General features: G+C 64.5%; 15 protein-coding genes. 4 read left to right on the top strand and 11 right to left on the bottom strand.

Annotation, left to right across the window (positions count from 1 at the left end):
• Nucleotides 1–97: 97 nt before the first annotated feature.
• On the top strand, nt 98–421 hold the full coding sequence (locus tag EV674_RS17730; protein ID WP_119012591.1) for a hypothetical protein: 324 nt from the start codon (nt 98–100) through the stop codon (nt 419–421).
• On the opposite strand, the gene EV674_RS07745 is transcribed toward EV674_RS17730, so the two are convergent.
• The gene (locus EV674_RS07745) at nt 341–1231 is read right to left on the bottom strand and encodes a purine nucleoside phosphorylase YfiH/LACC1 family protein (RefSeq protein WP_119012635.1); all 891 of its coding nucleotides are present in this window, start codon (nt 1229–1231) and stop codon (nt 341–343) included. The genes EV674_RS17730 and EV674_RS07745 overlap by 81 nt on opposite strands.
• Nucleotides 1232–1492: 261 nt before the next feature.
• Between EV674_RS07745 and EV674_RS07740 the strand changes: the two genes are divergently transcribed.
• Complete coding sequence (locus EV674_RS07740) at nt 1493–2041, top strand: NUDIX hydrolase (RefSeq protein ID WP_119012590.1); 549 nt, start codon at nt 1493–1495, stop codon at nt 2039–2041.
• 294 nt (nt 2042–2335) lie between these two features.
• Nucleotides 2336–4933 carry a chemotaxis protein CheW gene (locus tag EV674_RS07735; protein ID WP_119012589.1) on the top strand — a complete coding sequence of 866 codons (2598 nt, stop codon included), beginning with the start codon at nt 2336–2338 and terminating at the stop codon, nt 4931–4933.
• Between the two features lie 42 nt (nt 4934–4975).
• On the opposite strand, the gene EV674_RS07730 is transcribed toward EV674_RS07735, so the two are convergent.
• The 7 genes from EV674_RS07730 to EV674_RS07700 all read right to left on the bottom strand — a co-directional run bounded on the left by EV674_RS07730 (nt 4976) and on the right by EV674_RS07700 (nt 18126).
• The gene (locus tag EV674_RS07730; RefSeq protein ID WP_374761669.1) at nt 4976–7429 is read right to left on the bottom strand and encodes a penicillin-binding protein 1A; all 2454 of its coding nucleotides are present in this window, start codon (nt 7427–7429) and stop codon (nt 4976–4978) included.
• A gap of 189 nt (nt 7430–7618) precedes the next feature.
• Nucleotides 7619–9775, bottom strand: a complete 2157-nt coding sequence (ligA, locus tag EV674_RS07725; protein ID WP_119012588.1) for an NAD-dependent DNA ligase LigA — start codon at nt 9773–9775, stop codon at nt 7619–7621.
• A 14-nt stretch (nt 9776–9789) separates the two neighbouring features.
• Nucleotides 9790–10980, bottom strand: coding sequence for a cell division protein FtsZ (locus EV674_RS07720; protein WP_119012587.1), 1191 nt, complete (start codon nt 10978–10980; stop codon nt 9790–9792).
• 33 nt (nt 10981–11013) lie between these two features.
• Nucleotides 11014–14553, bottom strand: a complete 3540-nt coding sequence (smc, locus tag EV674_RS07715; protein ID WP_119012586.1) for a chromosome segregation protein SMC — start codon at nt 14551–14553, stop codon at nt 11014–11016.
• 325 nt (nt 14554–14878) lie between these two features.
• Nucleotides 14879–15487 (bottom strand): isochorismatase family protein, encoded by a 609-nt coding sequence (locus EV674_RS07710; protein WP_119012585.1) that lies wholly within the window; start codon nt 15485–15487, stop codon nt 14879–14881.
• 90 nt (nt 15488–15577) lie between these two features.
• Nucleotides 15578–16504 carry a ribose-phosphate diphosphokinase gene (locus tag EV674_RS07705; RefSeq protein WP_119012584.1) on the bottom strand — a complete coding sequence of 309 codons (927 nt, stop codon included), beginning with the start codon at nt 16502–16504 and terminating at the stop codon, nt 15578–15580.
• Nucleotides 16505–16506: 2 nt separating this feature from the next.
• Complete coding sequence (locus tag EV674_RS07700; RefSeq protein ID WP_119012583.1) at nt 16507–18126, bottom strand: thymidine phosphorylase family protein; 1620 nt, start codon at nt 18124–18126, stop codon at nt 16507–16509.
• 108 nt (nt 18127–18234) lie between these two features.
• On the opposite strand from EV674_RS07700, the gene EV674_RS07695 reads away from it, so the two are divergent.
• Nucleotides 18235–18852, top strand: a complete 618-nt coding sequence (locus EV674_RS07695) for a C40 family peptidase (RefSeq protein ID WP_119012633.1) — start codon at nt 18235–18237, stop codon at nt 18850–18852.
• Between the two features lie 127 nt (nt 18853–18979).
• Here the strand turns inward: EV674_RS07695 and clpA are convergent, their stop codons facing one another.
• From clpA to dnaE, 3 genes are read right to left on the bottom strand one after another with little or no spacing between them, the layout of a single operon-like run.
• Nucleotides 18980–21334 (bottom strand): ATP-dependent Clp protease ATP-binding subunit ClpA, encoded by a 2355-nt coding sequence (gene clpA / locus EV674_RS07690; RefSeq protein WP_119012582.1) that lies wholly within the window; start codon nt 21332–21334, stop codon nt 18980–18982.
• Between the two features lie 57 nt (nt 21335–21391).
• Nucleotides 21392–21760, bottom strand: a complete 369-nt coding sequence (clpS, locus tag EV674_RS07685; protein ID WP_119012581.1) for an ATP-dependent Clp protease adapter ClpS — start codon at nt 21758–21760, stop codon at nt 21392–21394.
• A gap of 47 nt (nt 21761–21807) precedes the next feature.
• On the bottom strand, nt 21808–25320 hold the full coding sequence (dnaE, locus tag EV674_RS07680; protein ID WP_119012632.1) for a DNA polymerase III subunit alpha: 3513 nt from the start codon (nt 25318–25320) through the stop codon (nt 21808–21810).
• Between the last annotated feature and the right edge of the window lie 51 nt (nt 25321–25371).

The following is a 25371-nucleotide window of genomic DNA, read 5'->3' as shown; positions in this document are numbered from 1 at the left end:
CGGCTGGCTCACCCGTAGCGACTTTCGCCCCGATGGTTGCTGACCGCACAGCTATGGTAACGCCCCAATCCCCCTCTTTTACTTACTTGGAACGCTGATGTACCTGGTCGTTATCGCTTGGCTTTATGTCACCATCATGATGTCTGTGGCAGAGGCTACGAGCAGCACCGGCTCAGTGCTCGGGGCAATTGTTACGTTTGTGCTGTATGGGCTGCTGCCGTTGTCCATCGTGGTGTACATCATGGGTACACCGGCCCGCAAGCGCGCCATCCACGCCCGTGCCATGGCCGAGCGCGCGGAAGCAGAAGCCGCAGCCGCGCTACCAGAGCCTTCATCGCCCTCAGCCCAGCCAGATGCAGGCAGCCATGCGCCCGCTGGCGCCCAGGGTGGCGCCGTCGCGCCGGTGCGAAAAGAACCGTGACGCGTTGCCCACCGTACACCAGGGCGCACTGCTGTCGTTGCCATACACCTGTGTGATGCCCAGGGCGTGCAGACGCTGGCGTGCCAGCCCGGCCAGATCGGCGTTGTATTTGCCCGCGCCCCGCGCCTGAAAATGCTGCGCCGCCGCGTTGTCGTGGTCACAAAACGCGGCGCGTACTTCGGAGCCCACCTCAAACGCCTGCGGCCCAATGCACGGCCCCAGCCAGGCCAGGGTGTCGGCGGCGATGCTGGCAGTATCCACGGCTGTGGGCTGATCCGCTTCTTTTTTGATAGCTGCTTGCGCCCACCCGGCAAGGGCCAGAGCCGAAAAATCCTTGAAAACCGATTCCAGCACGCCCTCCCCTCCGGTGCCGGCCAATCCCCGCCAGCCCACGTGGGCTGCGGCCACGGCGCGGCCCTGGCGGTCGGTGAGCAGCACGGGCAGGCAATCGGCCACCATGATGGTGCAGACCTGCCCCGCACGGGCGCTGGTGCAGGCATCGGCGCAGGTGCCGTCGGGCAGATCGGCGCGCAACTGCGCCACCTGCGTGCCATGCACCTGTTGCAAAAATACGGCCTGGGCACCGGGCGTGGTGTGGGCCAGCGCCGCTTGCAGCACTGCCCGGTTGGCTTGCACGGCTGCGGGGGCATCGCCCACGTGGTCGCCCAGGTTGAGGCTGTTGTAGGGGGCGGCACTGACACCGCCTGCGCGCGTGGTACACAGTGCATGGACATGGGCCGGGGCGGGCCACTGCGGGCGCAGCCAGTCGGCGTGGGGGGCCTGCGCTGCGGGCAAATTGGTGTGCTGCATGGTGGTATCGGCAAAGAAACAAAATGGGGCCAGGCGCCCCATCGGCCCGGGTGGCCAAAGGTGCAGCGCCAGTGTATCGGCCATGGCACACTGCCAGCTTCGCTCTGGCGCCACTGAAAATACCGCAGGCCCCCGCACGCAGCACTGGCTGGCCCACAGGGGCTGTGCGGTGTGCCTTTGGCTCTATTTTCGCTTCTTTTTTAATAGCTGATAGCGCATGCCCCGCGTGCCCTGAAGCCTTATTTGACCCAAAATTACTGCATGACTTACCGCAGCCCGATCCAACACTGCCGCGCCTGTGGCAGCGCCGTGGTGTACCGCCTGCCCGACGATGGCGACACCCGCCAGCGCGCCGTCTGTCCGGCGTGCCGCACCGTGCATTACGAAAATCCGCTCAACGTGGTGGGCACCGTGCCTGTGCTGGGCGATCGGGTGCTGCTGTGCAAGCGCAACATCGAGCCGCGCTGGGGCAAGTGGACGCTGCCCGCAGGTTTCATGGAGCTGGATGAAACCACCGCCCAGGGCGCTGCCCGTGAAACCGATGAGGAAGCCGGCGCGCAGTTCGAGATGGGGCCGTTGTTCAGCCTGCTGAACGTGCCGCGCGTGGGCCAGGTGCATCTTTTTTACCGCGCCACGCTGCTCAGCGACCAATTCAACCCTGGCTTTGAAACGCTGGAGGCACGCCTGTTTGCAGAAGAAGAAATTCCTTGGGACGAACTGGCTTTTCGCACCGTCAAGGAAACGCTGGAGCGCTATTTTTCAGACCGCCGCAATGGTGCGTTTGGCATCCATTGCATTGATATTGCCTAATGAATAGGCACCGGGCACACTTTGCCCGGCCAACCCCCCCTTCTTGTTGACGTTTCTCATCTGTTTTTTTAATTTTTTAAAAACAATGTAAGTTACTTTCAAAGTCTCTTTGGTGGCCACTTAAGCTATTAAAAAAGGAGCTGCCAGCGCCCGCTTGGTAACGGCTAATCCCCTTTTTTCTTGAGACATGGCTGCGATGGCTTGCGCCGGCAGGCCGCACCAAGGGCTGGCGCGGCTCTTGCATTGCAGCAGTGTGCGCAAGCCAGCCTGCGCGCTTTACCAAGAAAGCCGTCCATGCCATCGAATGCCCTAGCCCACACCGATACCCTCATGCCTTTCATGCGCAATGTGGCGCGCTGTGAGGGTGCGCTGCGCGAGTTGAACCTGATGTGGCGCCTGATTGAGGCATCTGCCAAGATGAATTGCCCGCAGGAAGCGCACAGCATCCTGCCCATGGTGGCGGCCACGCGCGAAGGCTTTCAACGGCTGGAGGGCGATCTGGTCACCTCTTTGGTGCAGGAATCAATGGGCAAGGTGATGGCGGAAATCGGCACCCACGCCCGCCATGTGATCGACATCGTGGTGCGCAACCTCTACGAGCGCACCGCCGATGTAGGCTTTCTGGCCACCGACCAGGAGCTGTGCCGCTTTGTGGCGGGCACCGACAACGCCCGCCCGGTGCTGGCGCGCCTGCGCGAATACCGCAGCAAATACACCGTCTATGACGACATCCTGCTGCTGGATTTGCAGGGCAACGTGCTGGCGCAAATCGACGAAAACTCCCCCGTAGAGGGCAGCCGCGACCCCCTGCTGGCGCAAACACTGCAAAGCCAGGGCTACGTGGAGACGTTCCGCGCCACCGACCTGCGCCCGGGCAAGCCCCATGCCCTCATCTATTCGCACCGCATGCTGCACCCGCGCACCGGCGAGCCCGTGGGCGTGCTGTGCCTGAGTTTTGCCTTTCAGGAGGAGATGCAAGGCATCTTCCACTCCCGGCAAAACGAAGACCAGCGCAACATCGCCCTGCTGCTGGATGCGGACAACCGCGTCATTGCCAGCGCCGATCCGCTGTGGGTGGCCGTGGGTGCGCGGGTGCCAGTGAACCAACATGGTGCATCGCCCCTGCTGCTGCACGGCGGACGCACCTATTTGACGCAAACCGTGGTGGCGCAGGGCTACCAGGACTACCCCGGCCCGCCCGGCTGGCGCGGTCAGGTCATGGTGCCGATAGAGCTGGCATTTCTGGCCCAGGCCAACCGCGCCATCGACCAGCTCGAACCCGCCATTGCCCAGGGCCTGCTGGCGCATGCCCACCGCTTTTGCCCGCCGCTGTACGACATCGTCCGCGCGGCAGACACCATCCGCCGCGTGGTCTGGAACGGCCAGGTCATGAGCGCCGGGCCATCGGGCGGGGCGCAAAAGCTCAAGGCGGTGCTGGAGCAGATTGGGGAGACAGGCGCGCGCACCAACGAGGTGTTTGACCAATCCATCCGCGATTTGTACGACACGGTGCTCAGCTCCAGCATGCGCGACAGCGAGTTTCTGACCCAGCTGCTGGTGGACTTGCTCGACCGCAACCTGTACGAGCGCGCCAACGACTGCCGCTGGTGGGCCCAGGCCAGCGTCCTGCGCACCCTGCTGGCCGATGGCGCGCAAAGCGCTGCCGCAGCCTGCCAGATGCTGGAGCACATCAACGGCCTCTACACCGTGTACACCCGCCTAGTGGTGTATGACCGCCAGGGCTGCATCGTGGCCGCCAGCCGCCCCACCTGCCAGGACGGCAGCAGCGTACTGGGCACCTGGGTGGAGCCAGCCACGCTGGCCGCCGTGCTCGCCCTGCCCAGCACGCAGTCCTACCACGTCACGCCCTGGGGCCCTTCGCCGCTAGACGATGGCAAGAGCACCTGCGTGTACCACGCCGCCATCCGCGCCCCCGACAACGATGGCAGCGTGCTGGGGGGCATCGGTGTGGTGTTCAATGCCAGCGGAGAATTTGCCGCCATGCTGCATGGCGCCGTGGCAGGCAAACCGAACACGGTGGCGGTGTTTGTTGACCGCCACGGAGAGATTCTGGCCAGCACCGATCCCGCCCGCCCCGTGGGCCAGCACTTGGATCTGGCCGCCGATATGCAGGCCCTGTCCGCAGGCGCCAGCCTGGCGCGTGCCATGGTGCACGACGCGCACTACTGCATCGTGGGCTGCTCGGCGTCCAACGGCTACCGTGAATTCAAGGTCAGTGACGGCTACCGCCACGACGTGCTGGCGCTGTCGTTTGAATCGTTCGGCGCCGTGCAAAGCAGCGCCATGGATGCCGCACACCGCCAGCGCACGGTGTTGGTATCAGATCCCCCCGCCACCGACAGCCAGGAAATGGCCACCTTTTTCGTCGATACCGGGCTGTTTGCGCTGGACACCCAGGGCGTTCTGGAGGCCCTGCCCGCCAGCGCCATCGCCACCGTATCGGCGGGGCGGCTGCCCTACTGCGTGGGTGCCCTGGCGCGCAAGGCGCAGGGCAACATCACCGGCTATGTCTGGGTGTTTGATCTGGGCCACCTGCTGCGCGGCACGCCCTCGCAGATCACGCCCCACAGCCAGGTCATCGTGCTGGAACACGACGGGCGGCGCATCGGCCTGCTGGTCAACGAGCTGCACGGCGTGACCACCTTTGCCAGCCACCGCATCATGCAGGCTCCGGCGCTGGGGCACTACAGCGGCCAGCTGGTTCACCGCCTGATCAAAGCCAACCAGGGCCAGGTGCTGGTGCAGTGCCTGGATGTGGAAAAACTCATGTCCATACTGCGCCGCCCCGCAGAGGCAGCCGCCCGCGCGCTACCGGACGATGCCGCCGCTGGCGTAGCCGACACCACGCCAGCCCACCGGCTGGCCGCGTAAGCACCGACCGCACCACAGCCCCTGCGACAGGGGCCGCACCGGCTACGGCGATGGCGAGCGATCGGCAGGGCCTTGCCAGTCCTCGGGCGCCACCACCACACCGGGGCGCACTGCGGGCCGAGGCCAATCCTGCGCTGGCACCACCACGCCGGGCAACACCGGCGCTGCCGATGGCGTGCTGCTGGGCAGGGGCAGCAGCTCGGCTGACTCGGTGATTTCTGCCGGGGGCTGGGGCGGCACCTCCGGGGGCGACGGCAATGGCAACTCTGGCGGCACGGGCAACGGTGCGGGCACCGGGCGCGGTGGCGGCGGTGCGGATGGCGCGGGAACCAGCGCCAGCAGCGCCTGCCACCAGCCGCGCAGACGTTCGCGCAGCGGGCCAAAGAAATCGCGCTCTTGCGCATCCACAAAACGCACGCGCGCGTCCAGCGCCTTGCTGCGCAGCGCCTGCTGGAAAAAATCACCCACGATGGGCAACGCGCTCTGCGCCCCCTGCCCCCAGTGGTCGCTGCGCAGCGTGATGCGGCTGTCGTTGAAGCCCACCCACGCCCCGCCCACCAGCTGCGGGTGCATGAGGATGAACCAGCCATCGGCGTTGTCCTGCGTGGTGCCGGTTTTGCCCGCCACATCGGCGCGGATGCCAAATCGCGTGCGGATGCCCCGGCCCGTGCCCTGGTCCACCACACCGCGCAGGGCATCGCGCAGGGTTTGCGCCGCCTGCACCGGCAGCACCTGCTGCGCGGCCACGGGGGCAAACTCTTGCAACACCCTGCCCTGGCGGTCTTCAATGCGGGTCACCCACACCGGGGGCCGGTAAGCGCCCGCGTTGGCAATGGTGCCGTAGGCCGACACCATCTCTTTGAGCGTGACCGGGCTGGTGCCCAGCGCCAGCGAGGGCACTATGTCCAGCTTGCTGTCGCGCACGCCCATAGCACGGGCCAGTTGCGCCACTTCGCCCACGCCCACCTTTTGCACCAACTGGGCGGTGATGGTGTTTTTGGAATACACCAGCGCCTCGCGCAGCCCCATGGCGCGGCCCGTGGGCGCGCTGGCGTCGCTGGGGCGCCAGACTTCGCCACCGGGGAGGTTGATTTCCACGGCCTCATCTACCAGCGTGTCGGTGGGTTTCCAGCCCTGGGCAAAGGCAGCGCCATAGACAAACGGCTTGAAGGTCGAGCCCGGCTGGCGGCGCGCCTGCTGTACGTGGTCGAAAGCATCCTGCGCAAAATCGCGGCTGCCCACCCAGGCGCGGATCTGGCCCGTGGCAGGCTCCAGCGCCACAAAGCCGGCCTGCACGCGCGTCTTGTTCTGGCGCAGTGCGCGCATGAAGGCGGCATCTGCCCACAGCGCTTTGGCCGCCTCCTCGGGCGTCTGGCCTTTGGCCACGGCGGTGCGGTACTCGGGCGACTCGCGCACCAGCGTTTGCACCAGCGCGTTGCCCGTGCCCCAAGCACCGCGCTGCGACCAGGCCGCATCGGCCACGTTTTGCAACTGGCGCCCCTGGCGCGCCACCGCCTGATTGGCCCAGGCTTGCAGGCGCGAATCAATGGTGGTGTGTACCACCAGCCCATCGGCATAGAGGTTGTAGCCCTGGTCATCGGCCCAGGCGATCAGCCATTTGCGCAGCTGCTGGGCAAAGTGCGGTGCCGGGCCCTGGGGCTCGGCCTGGCGCTCGAAGTTGATGCGCAGCGGGCGTTTTTTCAGGGCTTCAAACTGCTCAGGCGCCAATTTGCCGCGCTTGACCATCTGCGCCAGCACCGTGTTGCGCCGTTGCAGCGCGCGCTCGGGGTTGAGCACCGGGTTGTAGTAGCTGGTGCCCTTGAGCATGCCGATCAGCGTGGCGCTTTGCAGCACCGTGAGCTTGTCGGCGGAGGTGTCGAAATACGTGCGCGCCGCCATCTCGATGCCGTGGGCGTTGTAGAGAAACGGCACCGTGTTCAGGTACGTCTCCAGAATCTCGTCTTTGGTGTAGAGCAGCTCGATCTTGAAGGCGGTGATGGCCTCTTTGAGCTTGCGCGTGAGCGTGGGCGCACGGCCAATTTCTTCGGGGAACAGGTTGCGTGCCAGCTGCTGCGTGAGCGTGGAGCCGCCCTGGCGCTCGCCGCCGAAAGTGGCCAGCGCGGCGCCAGCCGTGCGCCGCCAGTCCATGCCCCAATGTTGGTAGAAGCGGTGGTCTTCGGTGGCGATCAGCGCCGCGCTGACGGGGGGCGCCATGCGGCCCAGGGGCACCCATTCGCGGTGCGCCCACTGGTACTGCGCCAGCAGTTTGCCGTCGCTGGAAAGCACCTGCGCGGGCTGCTCGGTCTTGGCCTTGCGGATGTCGCTGATGGCGGGCGTGAACGGAATCAAGACCAGCGTGTACAGCAACAACAGCGCAGGCGGCGTGGCCAGCGCCCACAGCACCATGCGGCGCGTGGGGCGCCAGCGCCGCAGCGGCGCCAGGCGCTGGCGGGCAGCGTGCAGGCGGGGCAGCAGAGAGGAAAAAACGGGGGGCATCAAAAACCAATCACTCCAGAGAGATGGCGCCAGCGCAGGTGGCAGCGCCAGCCAGTGCAGCGGCGCGTGGGTGGGCGGCTGCGGGTGCCAGCAGGCATTGATTTTTCAGTCAAAACGCCTTCAAGCCCTTACGCAGCAAGCGCTATAAGCTATCAAATCAATAGTATTTATCGGCCCCACACCGGCGCATCAAGGCGTGGCCAGCAGGGCACGCATACCGGCTTCGTCCAGCACAGGCACGCCCAGCTCCAACGCCTTGGCCAGCTTGCTGCCCGCCTCGGCGCCAGCCACCACATAGCTGGTTTTTTTGCTGACCGAACCGGCCACTTTGGCGCCTGCGGCTTCGAGCAGGTCTTTGGCCTCATCACGTCCCAGGGTGGGCAGCGTGCCGGTAATCACCACCGTCAGGCCGGCCAGCGGCTGCGTGGCGCGCTCGGTGGGCACGCCCTCGGGCCAGGTCACGCCGCAAGCGCGCAGTTGCAGGGCCACCTCGCGGTTGTGCGGCTGGGCGAAGAAGGTGTGGATGCTCTGCGCCACCACCGGCCCCACGTCGTTGACCTGCAGCAGCTGCGCCTCGGTGGCGTCCATGATGGCGTCCAGGCCACCAAAGTGGCGCGCCACGTCCTTGGCCGTCGATTCGCCCACATGGCGAATGCCCAGCGCAAACAAAAAGCGCGCCAGCGTGGTCTGTTTGGATTTTTCCAGCGCGGCCAGTACGTTCTGCGCTGATTTGTCGGCCATGCGCTCCAGGGCGATGAGCGAAGTCAGCCCAAGCCGGTACAAATCGGGCAGCGTGCGGATCACGCCCGACTCCACCAGTTGATCGACCAGCTTGTCACCCAGGCCCTCGATGTCCATGGCGCGGCGGGCGGCAAAGTGCAGCAGCGCCTCTTTGCGCTGGGCCGGGCAGAACAGGCCGCCGGTGCAGCGGTGGTTGGCCTCGCCTTTTTCGCGCACCACGGCGCTGCCACACACGGGACATTGGCGGGGCATTCTGAAATTGGGCACGTAGGCCGGTCGCGCGCCCGCCACCACGCCCACCACTTCGGGGATCACATCCCCGGCGCGGCGCACGATCACCGTGTCACCCACGCGCACGCCTTTTTTGCGGATTTCGAACAGGTTGTGCAGCGTGGCATTGGTCACCGTCACGCCGCCGACAAACACCGGCGCCAGGCGCGCCACGGGCGTGAGCTTGCCGGTGCGCCCGACCTGCACGTCAATGCCTTCGACGCGCGTCACCATCTCTTGCGCCGGGTATTTGTGCGCCACCGCCCAGCGCGGCTCGCGCGTCTTGAAGCCCAGCTCGCGCTGCAAGGCCAGGCTGTTGACCTTGTACACCACGCCGTCGATGTCGTAGGGCAACTGGTCGCGGCTGGCGCCGATGCGCTGGTGAAACGCTATTAATTCAGAAGCACCTTGCGCAACACTGGTCTGCTCTGCCACCGGAAAACCCCATGATTTCAGGGTGTGCAGCAGCTCAAAATGGGTGCCCCACTGCGGGCCGCCCTCGCTGGCGGGCGTGACCTCGCCCACACCGTAGGCAAAAAAGCTCAGGGGCCGCTGCGCCGCAATGCCGGGGTCCAGCTGGCGCACCGCTCCAGCGGCGGCGTTGCGCGGGTTAACAAAGGTTTTTTGTCCGCGCTGGCGCTGCGCTTCGTTGAGGCGGTCGAAATCAGCGCGGGCCATATAGACCTCGCCGCGCACCTCTACCACCGGTGGCGCGCCAGGCGGCAGCGACAGCGGTATCTGGCGGATGGTGCGGATGTTGTGCGTCACGTCCTCGCCCACCTCGCCGTCGCCACGTGTGGCGGCCTGCACCAGCACACCGCCCTCGTAGCGCAGGCCCATGGCCAGGCCGTCAAATTTGAGTTCGGCCACGCATTCCAGCGGCGCACCTGCCAGCACGGCCAGGGCCTCGGGGCACAGTGGCTCGGCGCGGTAGCGGGCATCCGTGGCGGGCAGTTCGGTGCGGCGCTGCTCGGTGGCCAGGTAGTTGCGCACCTGCTGTTCAAAATTTTCAGCGCCTGCGGGCGTGGTGTCGGTCTCGGTGCGGATGCTGAGCATGGGCACAGCGTGGCGCACGCTGGCCAGTGACGCCATCACGGCGCCACCCACGCGCTGGGTGATCGAGTCGGGGGTGATGAGGTCGGGGTACTGCGCCTCCAGCGATTGCAATTGTGCAAAAACGCGGTCGTATTCGGCGTCGGGCACGGTGGGCGCGTCTTGCACGTAGTACTGGTGCGCCCACTGGTTGAGCTGCTGCCGAAGCGCTTCTATTTTGATAGCTGCTAGCGCTCGTCCATCGGGCGCTGGAGCCGCAAAAAGCTCCAAATTCTCGGTCATGGCGAACCGCCCTGTCAGCTAAAAAGGCGCCGCGCCAGCACCGAGCCTGCCGACAGCTCGCGGCCATCGAGCTGGTCATACAACAGCTCCAGGTCGGTGGCGATGGGGTCCATGGCCATGGCGGGCAAGGGCTGGCCGTTCTGGTCGCACAGAACACCGTCCATGACGTTGCACAGCACGGCAGCAATCTCGCGCAGGCGGGCAAAGGGCTGCTCGGTGCGGTGGACTTGCGCCACGTCCAGGCTGAGCATCAGCTCGCGCACGGCCGATTGCTCCAGGTCTTCGGCCAGGGCGGCCTGGGTGTCAAACGACAGACCCAGCAACGGCGGCAGGCCCGGTGTGGGCGCGGGCAGCAGCATGCGCCCGGGGATGGCGCCTTGCACAAAGCCCAGGCGCGCAGCGTTTTGCTGCAAATAGCCTGCACTCCAGGCGGCCTGGCGGGCGCGCAGCATGAAGGCCAGTTGTGCATCGTGCTCGCTGGCAAACTGGTCCAGCTCGCGGGCGCGCAGCACCTCATTGACCATGTCCGGAAAATCAATCGAGGCGCTGATGCTGTCGGCAAAGGCCTGCGCCTTGTGGACGAACTCCGAAAACTCGATGTCATTGAGCGCGCCCACCCGGTTGGCCAATTGCACACCGGCCTGGAACAGGTGGTAGCGCTCGCCGGGTGTGGGCATCTCCCACTGCTGGGTGGTTTCGTTGAAGCCTTCGATGGCAAAGGGCTTGCTGCCTACGCGGCGGGTGGGTGGCAAAGCGGCCAGCGCGCTCTCGCCGGGGATGGCGTGCTCGCACTGCAAGGCGGCGATGGCATCGATCAGCGGGTCCAGGCCGGGGCGGCGGTCGGCCACGTGCGTGGGGGCCGCAGGCACGGGAGCGTCAGGCGCGGCGGCGCTGGCGGCGGCCTCTGCGGTGCGATCGGGCGGCGCAAAGTCTGCGCCGGGCAGTTCCTCGGGTGCTGGTGCACCCGGGGCGGCAGATGCCACAGGCGTGCGCGGCGGCGCGGCACTGCCCCGGGCCACGGGCGGGGCGCCCAGAGCGGCATCAAACGCGGGCTCTTGGCGCAGCGCGGGTTCTGCCCGTGGGTCGTCCTCCACGGGACGGGCTTTTTTGGGTTGGTTGCGGTGCGTCGTCCAGGCGTTGTAGGCCACGATCAAGGCCAGCAGGACGACACCGATAACGGCCAGGCTGATTTGCAAGGTGCTCATGGTTGCGTGCGGGTAAGTAGTTCAGGCGGCGATTCAGGCAGCGTCGGCCATCGACAGGGCAGACTCCATGTCCACCGCCACGATGCGCGAGACACCCTGCTCCTGCATGGTCACGCCGATCAATTGTTCGGCCATTTCCATGGCAATTTTGTTGTGGCTGATGAACAGAAACTGGGTGCCTTGTTTGCTCATGCTGCTGACCAATTTGGCATAGCGCTCGGTGTTGGCGTCGTCCAGTGGCGCATCCACCTCGTCGAGCAAACAAAACGGCGCCGGATTGAGTTGAAAGATGGCAAACACCAGCGCAATGGCCGTGAGTGCTTTCTCGCCGCCCGACAGCAGGTGGATGGTCTGGTTTTTTTTGCCCGGCGGTTGGGCCATGACCTGTACGCCGGAATCGAGAATTTCATCGCCCGTGATGATGAGCCGCGCCTGTCCGCCACCAAACAGCTCGGGAAACATGCGGCCAAAGTGCTGGTTGACGGCATCGAAGGTGCCCGAGAGCAGGTCGCGCGTCTCGGCATCGATCTTGCGGATGGCGTCTTCGAGGGTATTCATGGCCTCGGTCAAATCGGCGTTTTGCGCGTCCAGGAAGGTCTTGCGCTCGCGGGCGGCGGTCAGTTCATCCAGCGCAGCCAGGTTGACGGCGCCCAGGGCGGCAATCTCACGGTGCAGGCGGTCGATCTCGGCTTGCAGGCCCATCAGGCGCACGTTGGCCTCGGTGATGGAGCGGGCCACGGCCTCCAGGTCGGCCTGGGCGTCTTGCAACAGCGTGGTGTATTGCTCCAGACCCAAGCGCGCAGCCTGCTCTTTGAGCTGGAATTCGGTGATGCGCGCGCGCAGCGGCTCCAGGGCGCGCTCCAGTTGCAGGCGGCGCTCGTCGCTGGTGCGCAGCCGGTTGGTGAGATCGTCGTACTCGCTGCGCCGGGCGGCCAGTTGCTGTTCGCGCTCCATTTTCTGCGCCAGCACGTCTTGCAGGCCGCCTTGCGCAGCGGCATCCGACAGGCGCATCAGCTCGGCCTGGGCGCGCACCTGTTCGTCGGCCAGGGCGGCGCTTTGCTGGTCGGCGGTGGCCAGGGTGCGGGCCAGTTCGGCCTGGCGGGCCTCCAGGCTGCGCTGGGCAAAGGTGGCCTCTTGCGCCTGGCGCTCCAGGCTGCGCTGCTGTTCGCGGCACTCGGTCAGCTTGCGCTCGGCCTCGATCACCTGGTCGCCGTGCTGGGCGTGGCGCTCCTGGGTGTCGGCCAGCTGCATGTCCAGCTCGTCAAAACGCTCTTCGGCCACGGCACGGCGCTCTTGCAGGTCAGAGAGCATGGCCTCGACTTCGGCCAGATCGGCGCCGATTTGCTCGCTGCGCAGGCGTGTTTGCTCTACCAGCTGCGACAGGCGCAGGTGCTCGACTTGCAGCTCGTGGGTGCGTGCCTGCGCCTCGGTGGCTTCGCGGCGCACGGTGCTCAGGCGCTGGGTGGCATCTGCGTAGGCTGCTTCGGCACGCACCAGCGCGGCGCGGGCCTCTTCGCTGATGAGGGCCTGGGCGCGCAGTTCTTTGTCCAGGTGCTCGATTTCCTGGGCGCGCGCCAGCAGGCCCGATTGCTCGGAGTCCTGGGCATAAAAACCCACGCTGTGCGCCGTGACGCTATGGCCTGCGGGCACGTACAGCGCCTCGCCGCGCTGCAATTGGCTGCGGCGGTTCAGGGCCTCGTCCAGCGTCTGTGCGGTGTAGCAGCCTTGCAGCCAGTCGGTCAGCACGGCGCTCAGGCCCGCATCGTGCAGGCGCAGCCAATCGGACAGGCGTGGCAAGCCGCTGGCAGGCGCGGGCGTGGCCGCCGCCGGGGGACTGAAAAACACCAGCTTGGCCGGGGGCGCATCGCCACCACCGGCATCCACAGCCCCCAGAAAACCGCGCACGCGGTCGAGGCTGCCCACTTCAAGGGCGCCCAGGCGCTCACGCAGGGCGGCCTCCAGGGCATTTTCCCAACCGGGCTCGATGTGGATGCGGCTCCACAGGCCCTGCAAACCATCCAGGCCGTGGCGTGCCAGCCAGGGCCTGAGCTTGCCATCGGTTTTGACCTTTTCTTGCAGCGCCTTGAGCGCCTCCATGCGCGCCGACAGATCGGCCTGGCGCGCAGCCTCGTGGTTGACGGCCTGCTGGCGGCTGCGGCGCTCGTCATCGAGCTGCGGCACGGCCTCTTGCAACTGGGCCAGGCGCGCCTCGGCGGTTTCAGTGGCTTCCTGGGCCGCGTCAAGCTGGCTGCGCAAATGCAGCAGCCGCGAACCATCGGGCGCGGCCAGCGCGTTGCGGTCAGCGCGCAGGCGCTCGTAGCGGGTATCGAGCTGGCGGCTTTGCTCGTCAATGCTGCGCTGCTCGGCGGCCAGCACCTGAATCTGCTGCTGCACCTGAGCCACGGCCTGGCGCTGCGTATTGGCACGCTGCTGGCTTTGGCGCAGGGCGTCTTCCAGCTCGGGCAGGCGCAGGGATTGCTCCTCGACCTGGGCGGCCAGCAACTCGGCTGTTTCTTCGGCCTCGACACCCGCACCAGCGAGGTCTTCCAGCCCGGCCTCGGCGTCTTCTTTGCGCGTATTCCACTGGGCGATTTGCTCGGCCAGCGTGTGCAGGCGCTGCTCCACGCGCTGGCGCCCTTCCAGCACGTAGCGGATTTCGGCCTCCAGCCGCCCCACTTCCGCCGTGGCCTCGTAGAGCTTGGCCTGGGCCTGGTTGAGCGCATCACCCGCACCGTAGTGCGCCTGGCGCACGGTTTCGAGTTCAGATTCGACCTGGCGCAGCTCGGCCATGCGCGCTTCCAGGTCGTTGACGGCTTGCAGGCCCTCCAGACGCACTTTGTTTTGCTGCTCTTCGGCTTCGGCGCGTTTCAGAAACCACTGCTGCTGCTGTTTGAGCGTCACGCTGGCGTGCAGGGCGTGGTATTTCTGGGCAATGGCCGCCTGCGCTTCGAGTTTTTCGAGGTTGGCATTCAGCTCGCGCAGGATGTCTTCCACGCGGGTGAGGTTTTCGCGGGTGTCGGAGAGGCGGTTTTCGGTTTCGCGGCGGCGCTCTTTGTATTTGGATACGCCCGCAGCCTCTTCGAGGAACAGGCGCAAATCTTCGGGGCGGCTTTCAATGATGCGGCTGATGGTGCCCTGGCCAATGATGGCGTAGGCGCGCGGCCCCAGGCCGGTGCCCAGAAACACGTCCTGCACATCGCGCCGGCGCACTGGCTGGTTGTTGATGTAGTAGCTGCTGGTGCCGTCGCGGGTGAGCACGCGCTTGACGGCAATCTCTACATATTGGTTCCACTGGCCACCGGCGCGGTGGTCTTCGTTGTCGAACACCAGCTCCACGCTGGCGCGGCTGGCACTCTTGCGCGTGGTGGTGCCGCTGAAGATCACGTCCTGCATGGATTCACCGCGCAGCTCGCTGGCTTTGCTCTCGCCCAGCACCCAGCGCACCGCATCCATGATGTTGGATTTGCCGCAGCCGTTCGGCCCCACCACGCCCACCAGTTGGCCTGGCAGCATGAAGTTGGTGGGTTCAGCGAACGACTTGAAGCCAGAGAGCTTGATGGAATTGAGACGCACGAAAGACCCTGTAACACCGCGCCGCTGGCACAGCGCCAGTGCCGGACAGTCAACGCTGCCCTGCGCGCTGCTATGCCAAACGGTTCAAGGTGCGAATGTTACCCGAGGCGTCCACCCGTTCGGACGCCTGCGGGCGTATTACCTGACGTTATGCAACCTGTCGGTGCTGCACCGCCGTGTACAGGCGACGGCCATGGCAGCAAGCGGCCCTGCGGCAAGGTGCCAGTTACTCACTTTTCAGGAGCTGCCAGCGCATACCAGCAAAGGGCCAGGGCCACAAAATGCTTGAAAAAATCAAGCCCACTTCGCACCCCATCAGCGGCGCTTATTTCACCAGCGCCAGCATGTCTTTGAAAGCCGGGTGCTCGCAACTGCGCAGCCACTCGAAGGCCACCATTTCCGCCGTCACCAGTTCGGCGCCCGCACCGGCCAGGCGGTCAAAAGCGGCGTCGCGGTTGCGCTCGGTGCGCGAGCTGCACGCGTCGGTCACCACCCACACGTCAAACTCGTCTTCGATCAAGTCCAGCGCGGTTTGCAGCAGGCACACATGGGCTTCGCAGCCCGCAATGACGATCAGGCCACGCTCGGGCGCCAGCGGGGCGGGCGGTTTTTGCAGGTGCTTGGGCAGGCTGCGGGCGTTGCCGCCCTGCTGGGGTTTGGCGGGCGGGCGCAGCCACTCGCCCAGGCCCTCTTCAGCAGCACTGAAATGCATTTTCGACAAGGTTTTGTCGCACAGTGCGCGCAACTGCGCATCGTTGGGCCCCAGGCGCGAGGGGTTTTGCTCGGTGCCCCACACGGGCACTTCGACCAGCTTGGCCACCTGGGCCAGGCGCAGCGCATTGGCCAGCACCAGCGGGGCTTCAAAAATGGCGGGCATGAGGCGGCTTTGGTAGTCCACCAGCACCAATTGGGATTCAGAGGCGTCAAGCAGCATGGGGGTTCTTTCTGTGAATGCGGTGAGGAATGGCCACGATTGTCGCAGCGCCCGGCACTGCGTGGACAGCCGCCGCATGAAGGGCGACGCTCAGGCGTGCAGCCCTCCCAGCGCCTGCGCCAGCGCACTGGCCATAGGCACGCAGTTGCTGGGGTGGGCGACGCAGTCGGTGCTCCAGAACTGGCCCACGCCCGCCGCGTGCAGCGCTTGCAACGAGGCAGCATCGATCAGCGCATGCGTTACGGCCACATCCACCGATGCCGCGCCCGCCTGCCACAGCAGCCGCGTGGCCTGGGCCAAGGTATGGCCGGTACTGGCCATGTCGTCCAGCAGCACCACCGCCCTGCCCTGCACGTTGACCGGCGGCAGGGCGATGGTGACGCTGCGGTCGCCGTGGCGCTCTTTGGTGCAGACGGCATGCTGTAGGCCGTGGCGCGCAGCGGCCTGCGCCACCCACTGGGCAGATTCACCATCAGGCCCCACCAACAGCGCACCGGGGCGCTGGCGCACGATCCAGTCGGCCAGCAGCGGTGCGCCACTGACCACCACGGTCTGCGCGGCAGGCACCGCCTCCTGCAAGGTAGCCACGCGGTGCAGGTGCGGGTCCACGGTCATGACGGCATCAAACAAATCGGCCAAAAAAGGGCCCACGATGCGCTGGCTCACTGCCTCGCCGGGGTGGAACGCGATGTCCTGGCGCATGTAGGCCAAGTACGGCGCCACCAACGTGAGGTGGCGCACGCCCAGGCTGCGGGCGGTGCGGGCAGCCAGCAGCAGCTCGATGAGCTTGTCGTTGGGCTGGTGCAGGCTGCGCAGCAGCACGGCACGCGCGGGCAAATGGCCCGAGGCATCCACCGGCAGCGTGAGCTTGAGTTCGCCATCGGGAAAGCGATGGCGTGCAATGGGCAGCGCGATGAGGCCTGCCGCAGCGGCCAGGCCCGCAGCGGCAGCCTGCTCGTCATCCAGGTACAGCAGGCAGGATGGGCCTGCATCCAGCATGTGGGGGGATGCGGCCATGCTCAAAACTCCACAAACACGCGGGGCATATCGTCCGCCGTACCAATGCGGTAGGCGCTGGCACGGGCACTGGCCTGGCGGGCAAACTCCAGGTCAGCACCATAGCCCGCATGCACGCGGTACAGCACATCGCCCTGGGCCACGGCGTCGCCCAGTTTGCACAGCAAATCCACCCCAGCGCCCTGCACCTTGGGCGCCCCGGCCAGCCGGGCAATGCGGGCGATTTGCAGGTTGTCTATGCCCGCCACTACACCGGCAGCACTGGCACACACATCAAAACTCAGTGCGCCCAGCGGTGGGTGGTTGTGGTCAAACTCCTTGGCGCCCTGGGCGGCGATGATGGCGCGCATGCGGGCCAGCGCACGGCCCGAGTCGAGGATGTCACGGGCAATGGCGTAACCATCGCCACCACGCACATCGGGGTCGCACTCAATCAGACGCCCGGCCAGGCGCAGGGATTTTTGCCGCAGGTCGTTGGGCGCAGACGGGTCGTTTTCCAGCACGCGCATCACGTCGCGCGCCTCCAGCACCGGGCCAATGCCGTTGCCGATGGGCTGGCGTCCATCGGTGATAACCACGTCCAGCGACAAGCCCAGCCGGTGCGCCACGTACTCAAACAAGCGGCGCAGGCGCTGGGCCTCGGGCATGGAGCGCACCTTGGCCGTGGGGCCAATCGGAATATCCAGCACCAGGTGCGTAGAGCCCGCCGCTATTTTTTTCGACAGGATGGATGCCACCATCTGCCCGGGCGAGTCGATGGCCAGTGGCCGCTCTACCGAGATGAGCACGTCATCAGCGGGCGAGAGTTGGGCCGTGCCACCCCAGGCCAGGCAACCGCGGTGGTCGCGCACGATGCGCTGCAACTCCTCCAGGGGCAGCTGCACATTGGCCAGCACTTCCATGGTGTCAGCGGTGCCTGCGGGCGAGGTGATGGCACGCGACGATGTTTTGGGGCACAGCATGCCGTGCGCAGCCACGATGGGCACGATCAGCATGGAGGTGCGGTTGCCCGGAATACCGCCGATGCAGTGCTTGTCCACCACCAGCGGTTCGTGCCAGTCCAGGCGCTGGCCGCTGGCCACCATGGCATCCGACAGGAAAAACACCTCCTCACGGTCGAGTTCATCGCGGTGGCAGGCGACGACAAAGGCCGTCAGCTCAATCTTGGAATAGTGGCGCTCGGCAATGTCGCGCACGATGGCGTGAAAGTCTGCGCGCGCCAGGCGCTCGCCCGAAATCTTCCGAAACAGCGCCCCCATGGATTCGGGCGGCTCGGCCTGCGACACCGCCACCATATAGCCGTTGGGCACGCCCAGCTGGGCAAACGCATCTTCCGACAGGCCCAGCTCGTTGCAGCCCACGATGCACGGATCGTCCACCACGTTCACCGTGGCCAGAACATGGCGCCCGTTGGCACGCACATCCACCTTCGACAACGCCTGGAAGCCCTCGGCACGGTACACGGCGCAATCGCGGTGCAGGTAGGCGACGTTTTCACGCCAGGTGTCTATGGCCACGCGGCGCAGCGCCAGGCGGGACACGGGCACGGCCCCCGGTGTGGCCGTGGCAGCAGCAGTGTCCGATGCGGGCACCAAAGGGGTATCAAGGGTTTCAGCAGGCATGCGTGCAAGCCTACACCGTATTTTTTCTCGGGCCATCTGGGCAAAAACACCGGCTTGACAGGCTTTTTGCGCTAATCCCGCTCGCAGTGCGTGTTACCCTTCGCGCCCATGTCTAAATGGTTTTGCACTTTGCTGGTGGCCTGCGCCACCGCCCACGCGGCCCCTGGCTCGGCACCCTCTGACGACATGGACAAGCTCCTGGCCGACAAAGGTTTGCTCAACCAGCTCGTCGAGATCCGCCACAACGTGGCTGAAAAGGCCCAGGACAAGCTTTCTCAGGTCGGCCAAAACGTCGCCAGCAGGGCGCATGACGTGGTGGATCGCACCTCTGATCTGGTGGTCACGGCCATGGGCTTTCTGGGCGTTCCCTACCGCCGTGGTGGCAACAGTGCAGAAAGCGGCTTCGATTGCAGCGGCTTTGTGCGCGCCATGTACCAGCAAACCGTGGGCCTGATGCTGCCGCGCCGCGCCGACCAGCAGGCCGCCTCCACCCAGGTCATCGACAAAAAAGAACTGCAGCCGGGCGATCTGGTGTTTTTCAACACCATGCGCCGTGCTTTCAGCCACGTCGGTATTTATGTGGGTGATGGCAAATTCATCCACTCGCCCCGCAGCGGCTCCGAAGTTCGCGTGGAAAGCATGCAAACCGCCTACTGGGCACGCCGCTTTGACGGCGCCCGTCGCGTCGCAGAAGATGGCGCAGATGCCTCACCATCCAAACCATAAAATTTGATACTTTTTGCCTTTTGACCCTTGTGCAGTAAGCGCAAGCAGCTATCAAATCAATAGTAAAAAAGCCAGCAACGCGATGTTGCTGGCTTTTTGCTTTCAGGGGCCACAACTGGCCCTGGGCTTAACCGGCTGCGGCGGCCTCTTCGGGTTCGGCAGGCTCAGACTTGGCAGAGCGCTCCTTCTTGGGCAGGGGCTGGATGTCCAGCGCCACCTCGGCGGCTTCCACGCCCTTGTCGTCGGTCTTGGTTTCGATGTCCACCGTCAGGCGGCCACCGTCTTGCAGGCGACCAAACAGCAGCTCGTCGGCCAAGGCACGGCGGATGGTGTCCTGGATCAAGCGCTGCATGGGGCGTGCGCCCATGAGCGGATCGAATCCCTTCTTGGCCAAGTGCTTGCGCAGCTTGTCGGTGAAGGTGACCTCCACCTTTTTCTCAGCCAGCTGTTGCTCCAGTTGCAGCAGGAACTTGTCCACCACGCGCAGGATGATGTTTTCGTCCAGCGCCCTGAAGCTGACGATGGCATCCAGCCGGTTGCGGAACTCGGGCGTGAACAGGCGCTTGATGTCGCCCATTTCATCACCGGCCTGGCGCGGGTTGGTGAACCCGATGGTGGCCTTGTTCATGGTCTCGGCGCCCGCGTTGGTCGTCATGATGATGATGACGTTGCGGAAGTCGGCCTTGCGCCCGTTGTTGTCCGTCAGCGTACCGTGGTCCATGACCTGCAACAGCACGTTGAAAATGTCCGGGTGCGCCTTCTCGATTTCGTCGAGCAGCAACACGGCGTGCGGCTTCTTGGTGATGGCCTCGGTCAGCAGGCCACCCTGGTCAAAGCCGACATAGCCGGGCGGCGCGCCAATCAGGCGGCTGACGGCATGGCGCTCCATGTACTCGGACATATCAAAGCGGATCAGCTCAATACCCAGGATGTAGGCCAGCTGCTTGGCCGCTTCGGTCTTGCCCACGCCCGTGGGGCCACTGAACAAGAAAGAACCAATCGGCTTGTCGCCCTTGCCCAACCCCGAGCGCGCCATCTTGACGGCGCTGGCCAGCACTTCAAGCGCCTTGTCCTGGCCGAACACCACCGACTTGAGATCGCGCTCCAACACTTGCAGTTTGCCACGGTCGTCGTTGGAGACGTTGGCCGGGGGAATGCGGGCAATCTTGGCCACAATCTCTTCGATCTCGGTCTTGCCAATGGTTTTCTTGCGCTTGGAAGGCACCAGGATACGCTGGGCGGCCCCGGCCTCGTCGATCACGTCGATGGCCTTATCGGGCAGGTGGCGGTCGTTGATGTACTTGGCGCTGAGTTCAGCGGCCGCTTGCAGGGCGGCTGCGGCGTACTTGACGCTGTGGTGCTCTTCAAAGCGTGACTTGAGGCCCTTCAGAATGTCCACAGTTTCGGCCACCGTGGGCTCGACCACATCCACTTTCTGGAAGCGCCGCGACAGGGCTGCATCTTTTTCAAAGATGCCACGGTATTCGGTGAACGTGGTGGCACCAATGCACTTGAGAACACCCGAGCTGAGCGCGGGCTTGAGCAAGTTGGAGGCGTCCAGCGTGCCGCCGGAGGCAGCGCCAGCCCCAATCAGCGTGTGGATTTCATCGATGAACAGCACCGCGTTGGGCTTGTCTTTGAGTGACTTGAGCACGCCCTTGAGGCGCTGCTCAAAATCGCCCCGGTACTTGGTGCCTGCCAGCAGCGCGCCCATGTCCAGCGAATAAACAGTGGCCTCGGCCAGGATTTCAGGCACATCTTTTTGCGTGATGCGCCAAGCCAGGCCCTCGGCAATGGCCGTTTTGCCCACGCCAGCCTCGCCCACCAGCAGCGGGTTGTTTTTGCGGCGGCGGCACAAAATCTGGATGGTGCGCTCGACCTCGTAGTGGCGGCCAATGAGCGGATCGATCTTGCCGTCCTTGGCCAGCTGGTTGAGGTTTTGCGTGAACTGCTCCAGCGGCGAGGTTTTTTCGTTTTTCTCGCCAGTGGGGCCTTCTTCGCCCTCAGTCGGGCCTTCAGTGCCCTTGACGGGCTCGGGCGGCTCACTTTTCTTGATGCCGTGGGCGATGAAGTTGACCACGTCCAAGCGTGTCACTCCCTGCTGGTGCAGGTAGTACACGGCGTGCGAGTCCTTCTCGCCAAAAATGGCCACCAGTACGTTGGCGCCATTGACTTCCTTTTTGCCATTGCCCGTGGACTGCACGTGCATGATGGCGCGCTGGATCACGCGCTGAAAACCCAGCGTGGGCTGGGTGTCCACTTCGTCGTTACCAGCCACCTGCGGGGTGTTGTCCTTGATGAAGTTGGCGAGCGAAACGCGCAAATCATCGATATTGGCTGAGCATGCGCGCAACACCTCGGCTGCGCTGGGGTTATCAAGCAATGCAAGCAACAGATGCTCCACGGTAATGAACTCGTGGCGCTGCTGGCGGGCCTCTACAAAGGCCATGTGCAAGCTGACTTCCAGTTCCTGGGCAATCATGTGAACTCCTTTGTGCTTGCGGGGAAAGTGGTGACGTATGTCGGGGTGCAACGGCTGTTATTCAACAGGCTCACTCACACATTGCAATGGGTGCCCAGCCTTGTGGGCGGCTTCCAGAACCTGATCGACTTTGGTGGCGGCAATATCGCGCGAATACACGCCACACACGCCTTTGCCGTCCAAGTGGATCTTGAGCATGATCTGCGTGGCAGTTTCGCGATCCTTGCTAAAAAATTCTTGCAAAACCACGATCACGAACTCCATGGGCGTGTAGTCGTCGTTGAGCATGAGCACCTGGTACATCTGCGGCGGCTTGGCTTTTTGCGGCAGCCGCTCCAGTACGACCGAACCGCCGTCGTCCGGCACGGGCCGCTGCACAGCGGGCGCGGGGGGAGAGGATGGGGGTTGTGTTGCCATGAAATTCATTCTAGCGATGCGCGCGTGTTGGCGCTGTAAAAGGGAATCTGCAAAAACTACTCGTAAACGATGGTAGCCACGCCATCGCCCGCCTGCCCGGCCCAGGCAGCCAGGGCTGCATCGGTGGGAAAGGTGCGGTGTGCGTCGCTCAACTGCACTTCGGCCTTGGCCGCACCCTGCGCTGCCATGCACTGAACAGCCAGGCGCACCCGCAGTCCGTGCTGTAGCGACTCGCCATGCCCGGTAGTCTCGTTTTTACAAGGGTGCTGCCTCAGCGTCTGGGCAATATCGGGCAGCTTGTCGCCCACCACCAGGTACAGGTACTTGCCAAACCGGCAGCGCGCTGTGGCCAGATCCATCACCTGCTGGACGATAAAGCGTGCCTCAAACCCGTTGCGTCCGGGTTGCAGGCGGCCACTGACGATGACCAGTTCATCTTCCTGCAGCAAATCGCGGTAAGTGTTGATAACCGCCTCGCTGGCCGAAGCTTCAACGCGCGCCGAGGTATCGTCCAGCACAAAAATACCCTGCTTTCCACGCATGCCATTGACCACGCGAAAACCGCCGACGATACCGGCAATGGTCTGGGTATCGCGGGTATCGGTCAGGTCGCTGATGCGGGTGCGCACAAAACGCCTTACCTCGCGCTCCACCTCGTCGAACAGGTGGCCAGACAGGTAAAAACCCAGCGCAGGTTTCTCGTAAGTCAGGCGCTCCTTTACCCCCCAGGGCGCGATGGCAACCAGATCGGGTTCTTCGGTGCTGGAGCCGTGGGTGTCTTCACCCCCCATATCGAAGAGGCCGCCTTGGTTGGCATTGGCTAACGTCGCAGTGGCAAAGTCAAAAGCCCGGTCAATCGAGGCTGACAACGCCGCGCGGTTGGGCTCGACGGCATCAAAGGCCCCCGCCTTGATGAGCGCATCCACCGTGCGCTTGTTGATTTTGCTGCGTTCCACACGCACGCAAAAATCAAACAGGCTCTTGAACGGCCCGCGGGTACTGCCCTGCGGGCCATCGCCACGTCCCTCGCGCGCCGCCACGATCGCCTCGATAGCGGCCTGCCCCGTGCCCTTGACGGCCCCCAGCCCGTAACGAATGACCTTATCGGACACCGGCTCGAAACGGTAGTTACCGCTGTTCACGTCAGGGGGCTCAAAGCGGATGGCAAAGTTTTTCTGCGCGTCTTCCAGCAACACCTTGAGCTTGTCGGTATCGTCCATTTCGACGGTCATGTTGGCGCAGAAGAACTCGGCGGTGTAGTGCACCTTGAGCCAGCCCGTGTGGTAGGCCAGCAGCGAGTACGCAGCAGCGTGCGACTTGTTGAAGCCGTACCCGGCAAACTTCTCCATCAGGTCAAAAACCTCGTCGGCTTTCTCCTGGCTGATGTCATTCTTGGCGGCCCCGGCGCGGAAGATGGCGCGGTGCTCGGCCATTTCTTCGGCTTTTTTCTTGCCCATGGCGCGGCGCAGCATGTCGGCGCCGCCCAGCGAGTAGCCGCCCAGAATCTGTGCCGTCTGCATCACCTGCTCTTGGTACACCATGATGCCGTAGGTCTCGGACAGCATTTCGGCCACCAACGGGTGCGGGTACTCGACGGGCTCTTTGCCGTGCTTGCGGTTCACAAAGCTCGGGATCAGGTCCATCGGGCCGGGACGGTACAGCGCGTTCAGGGCGATCAGGTCTTCCAGCCGCGAGGGCCGCGCCTCCTTGAGCATGCCCTGCATGCCACGGCTTTCAAACTGGAACACTGCTTCGGTTTTTCCTTCCGAAAACAGGCGGTACGTGGCCACGTCGTCCAGGGCGATATTCTCGAAAGCAAAATTTTCCTGCCCCGGGTGGCGCTGCATGATGAACTCGCGCGCAATTTCCAGGATGGTCAGCGTCGCCAGGCCCAAGAAGTCGAACTTGACCAGGCCAATGGCTTCCACATCGTCCTTGTCGTACTGGCTCACCGCCGACTCGCTGCCGGGCTGCTGGTAGAGCGGACAAAAATCAGTAAGCTTGCCTGGTGCGATCAGCACACCGCCCGCGTGCATGCCGATGTTGCGTGTCATGCCTTCGAGCTTTTGCGCCAGCGCCAGCAGGGTTTTGACTTCGTCTTCTTTCTCCAGGCGTTCTGCCAGCACAGGCTCGACCTCAATGGCCCCGGCAATGGTGATGTGCTGGCCCGGCTTGTTCGGAATGAGCTTGCTGATGCCGTCACAAAAGGTGTAGCTCATGTCCAGCACCCGGCCTACGTCGCGGATGGCGGCGCGCGCGGCCATGGTGCCGAAGGTGGCAATCTGACTGACGGCATTCTTGCCGTATTTGTCTTTCACGTAGTCGATCACGCGGTCGCGGTTGGACTGGCAAAAGTCGATGTCGAAGTCAGGCATCGAGACACGTTCGGGGTTCAAAAAACGCTCGAACAGCAGGTTGTATTCCAGCGGATCCAGGTCTGTGATCTTCAGGGCATAGGCCACCAGCGACCCGGCACCAGAACCGCGCCCCGGCCCCACGGGGCAGCCATTGTTTTTCGCCCACTGGATAAAGTCGCCCACAATCAGGAAGTACCCCGGAAAACCCATCTTGAGAATGGTGGCCAGCTCGAATTCCAGCCGCTCCACGTAGCGCGGGCGCTGCGCCTGGCGCTTGGCCTCATCGGGGTAGAGGTGCAGCAGGCGCTCGTTCAGGCCCTCATGGGAGACGTACCGAAAATAATCTTCCACCGAGAGAATTTCGCCATTGACCGGCGGGATGGGAAAGTTGGGCAACTGCGGCTTGCCCAGCACCAGCGTCAGGCTACAGCGCCGGGCGATCTCTACCGTATTGGCCAGCGCCGAGGGCACATCAGCAAACAAGGCCTGCATTTGCACCGATGATTTGAAATACTGCTCCCGGGTAAAACGGCGCACGCGGCGCTGGTTGCCCAGAATTTCGCCCTCGGCAATGCACACGCGGGCCTCGTGGGCCTCGTAGTCGTCTTCGGTAAAAAACTGCACTGGGTGCGTCGCCACCACCGGCAATTGCAGGCGTGCTGCCAGTTGCACCGCGGACACCACATGGGCCTCATCGTCGGGGCGGCCAGCGCGCTGTATCTCCAGGTAAAAACGGTGTTCAAACAGATTCGCCAGCCGCTGCGCCAGCTGCTCTGCACCAGTCTCATCGCCACGCACCAAAGCCTGTCCTACAGGCCCGGCTTGTGCCCCTGACAAAGCAATCAGCCCCGCACCCAGCTCTTGCAGCCAGGCCCAGGTACACACAGCTTGTGACTTGATCTGGTTGCTTGTCCAGGCACGGGCCAACAGCTCCGACAGATTCAGGTAGCCCTGGTGGCTTTGCACCAGCAGCACTATGCGCGAAGGCGCTGCGGCGCCCTCACCCTCCAGCACAATTTCTGCCCCAAGCACGGGCTTGACGCCTTTGCCGCGTGCTTCTTTATAGAACTTGATGGCACCAAACAGGTTATTGAAGTCCGTGATGGCCAGCGCAGGCTGGCCGTCGGCGGCGGCGGCTTTGACCACCTCGTCGATACGGTTGGTGCCGTCAATGACGGAAAACTCGGTGTGCAGGCGCAAATGAACAAACATGGGCGCCATTGTAGAAACCATGGCCCTCTGCCGTCCGCGAGGCGCTGGGGT

It is taken from the genome of Simplicispira metamorpha (assembly GCF_004341365.1).
Lineage (GTDB): Bacteria > Pseudomonadota > Gammaproteobacteria > Burkholderiales > Burkholderiaceae_C > Simplicispira > Simplicispira metamorpha.
Note: the sequence above shows the minus strand (reverse complement) of the source record. Positions and strands in the feature narration are given on the sequence as shown.

What these genes read in the sequence shown, in the direction of transcription:
- EV674_RS17730 (WP_119012591.1), top strand. Translation starts at nt 98, where the DNA reads ATGTACCTGGTCGTTATCGCTTGGCTTTATGTCACCATCATGATGTCT.
- EV674_RS07745 (WP_119012635.1), bottom strand. Translation starts at nt 1,231, where the DNA reads ATGCAGCACACCAATTTGCCCGCAGCGCAGGCCCCCCACGCCGACTGG.
- EV674_RS07740 (WP_119012590.1), top strand. Translation starts at nt 1,493, where the DNA reads ATGACTTACCGCAGCCCGATCCAACACTGCCGCGCCTGTGGCAGCGCC.
- EV674_RS07735 (WP_119012589.1), top strand. Translation starts at nt 2,336, where the DNA reads ATGCCATCGAATGCCCTAGCCCACACCGATACCCTCATGCCTTTCATG.
- EV674_RS07730 (WP_374761669.1), bottom strand. Translation starts at nt 7,429, where the DNA reads ATGCCCCCCGTTTTTTCCTCTCTGCTGCCCCGCCTGCACGCTGCCCGC.
- ligA (WP_119012588.1), bottom strand. Translation starts at nt 9,775, where the DNA reads ATGACCGAGAATTTGGAGCTTTTTGCGGCTCCAGCGCCCGATGGACGA.
- EV674_RS07720 (WP_119012587.1), bottom strand. Translation starts at nt 10,980, where the DNA reads ATGAGCACCTTGCAAATCAGCCTGGCCGTTATCGGTGTCGTCCTGCTG.
- EV674_RS07710 (WP_119012585.1), bottom strand. Translation starts at nt 15,487, where the DNA reads ATGCTGCTTGACGCCTCTGAATCCCAATTGGTGCTGGTGGACTACCAA.
- EV674_RS07705 (WP_119012584.1), bottom strand. Translation starts at nt 16,504, where the DNA reads ATGGCCGCATCCCCCCACATGCTGGATGCAGGCCCATCCTGCCTGCTG.
- EV674_RS07700 (WP_119012583.1), bottom strand. Translation starts at nt 18,126, where the DNA reads ATGCCTGCTGAAACCCTTGATACCCCTTTGGTGCCCGCATCGGACACT.
- EV674_RS07695 (WP_119012633.1), top strand. Translation starts at nt 18,235, where the DNA reads ATGTCTAAATGGTTTTGCACTTTGCTGGTGGCCTGCGCCACCGCCCAC.
- clpA (WP_119012582.1), bottom strand. Translation starts at nt 21,334, where the DNA reads ATGATTGCCCAGGAACTGGAAGTCAGCTTGCACATGGCCTTTGTAGAG.
- clpS (WP_119012581.1), bottom strand. Translation starts at nt 21,760, where the DNA reads ATGAATTTCATGGCAACACAACCCCCATCCTCTCCCCCCGCGCCCGCT.
- dnaE (WP_119012632.1), bottom strand. Translation starts at nt 25,320, where the DNA reads ATGTTTGTTCATTTGCGCCTGCACACCGAGTTTTCCGTCATTGACGGC.